The organism is Candidatus Eisenbacteria bacterium, assembly GCA_035712145.1.
In the GTDB taxonomy this organism is placed as follows: domain Bacteria; phylum Eisenbacteria; class RBG-16-71-46; order RBG-16-71-46; family RBG-16-71-46; genus DASTBI01.
In genome coordinates this window covers 1-1,556 of record DASTBI010000010.1, presented here as the reverse complement: position 1 = coordinate 1,556, position 1,556 = coordinate 1, and the positions used below count along the sequence as shown (strand labels likewise).

The 1,556-nt window shown below is 66.3% G+C and carries 1 protein-coding gene; it reads left to right on the top strand.

Features of this window, described 5'->3' with window-relative positions:
- The first annotated feature begins 327 nt into the window (after positions 1-327).
- Positions 328-1,341, top strand: a complete 1,014-nt coding sequence (locus VFQ05_00410; protein ID HET9325213.1) for an IS481 family transposase — start codon at positions 328-330, stop codon at positions 1,339-1,341.
- Positions 1,342-1,556: the final 215 nt, after the last annotated feature.

Here is a 1,556-nt window from a genome sequence, read left to right as displayed (position 1 = left end):
GGAGTGGTGAAGAAGGCGAACGTCGCCCCGTCCACGAGCAGCAGCACGCACATCGCCCACAGCGAATCCGCGCTCAATCGAACCCTCCGCTCGAGGCCACCAGGAGGGCGCGCAATCTACCGGAAAGTGAGTCGACTAGGCTGTCCGATTCGGACGTAGTGTTTGCACTTTGGGCGTCGAGACCCATGACCTGGAACTCAGGGAGCAGCGAGATCGTGGCTCAGCGGGCATGTGGTGAAGCCGCCAGCGACTCACCCCTGACAAAACGAGGGTCGTTCGGCATTCTCCAATCGTGGTCTTGCAAACTACGAAAGGAGAGCGTGCCTCATGACCCTCGCGGAAAGTGTAGTAGCGCTGCGCCTCAAAGTCATGAAGCGGGCCGAAGAGACGGGCAACGTCTCGGAGGCCTGCCGGCAGTTCGGGATCTCGCGAACGCTCTTTTATCGCTGGCGGCGGCGCTTTCTGGCCTATGGCGACACCGGGCTGCACCCGCGGCCGACGCGACCACAGCGCTGGGGGCGCCAGTCGGCGCCCGAGCTCGAGCACGCCGTACTGGCCTACGCCCTGGCCTGGCCGACCCACGGACCGCAGCGCATCGCCGATCAGCTGGCGCGGCCGAGCTTCGGCGGCTGGCGGGTCAGCGCCTCGGGCGTGTATGGGATCCTCGGGCGCCACGGACTCCAGACCCGGTGGGAGCGGCTGACTCAACTCGAGCAGCGGGCGATGCAGGACGGGCTGCTGACCGAGCGGACGCGTCGATCGCTGCGCACCGCACTGGCGGGGAGCGAAGTGCACGTCGAGGCGAAGCGGCCCGGCGATCTGGTGTGCCTCGACACGTTCTACATCGGGCAACTCAAGGGAGTGGGCAAAGTCTGGCAATACACGGCCTGCGACGCGGCCAGCTCGTTCGCGATCGCGATGATCTCGACCGAACACGACGCCGTGACCGCGAGTCGCTTTCTGCGCCAACAGGTGTTGCCCACACTGAAGGAGGCCGGCCACCGGCTCAAAGCCGTGCTGACCGACGGCGGCCCGGAGTTCCAGGCGGCGTTCGTGACCACCTGTGCGCGCCTGAGGATCCAGCATCGTCGGACGCGGCCACGTCATCCGTGGACCAACGGCTTCGTCGAACGCCTGCAGGGCACGATCCTGACCGAGCTGTGGCGCTGTGCGTTCCGCCGCACGTACTACCGCGGCCTGCGGCCCATGGAGCGCGACCTGCAGGAGTACCTCCGCTTCTACAACTTCGAACGACCGCATCGCGGCTACCGGCTCAAGGGACGGACACCGGGGATGCTGTTCTGTCCGCGGCTGTTCCCTCACAAGGGTCGGGCGGCATAGCGGTCTCATGTGGACCACGGTGGAGCCTCAATGTGAAAACACCCGGTCCGAACTGGACAGCCTAGCGCACCCCTTCCCACAGTGCCCGTTCGGTGGATCGGGGATCGTTCACGACTTCCGAGGTCTTGTCGAACCGCATGGTCGCCCTGCGCTGCAGCTCGTACTTCGGCCATCCGGGGTTCCCTCGGCTCGCAAACGCGACCCAGGCGCCGTGC

Bases quoted from the DNA above. Each gene is read 5' to 3' on its own strand.
- VFQ05_00410 (HET9325213.1), top strand. From the start codon at position 328: ATGACCCTCGCGGAAAGTGTAGTAGCGCTGCGCCTCAAAGTCATGAAG.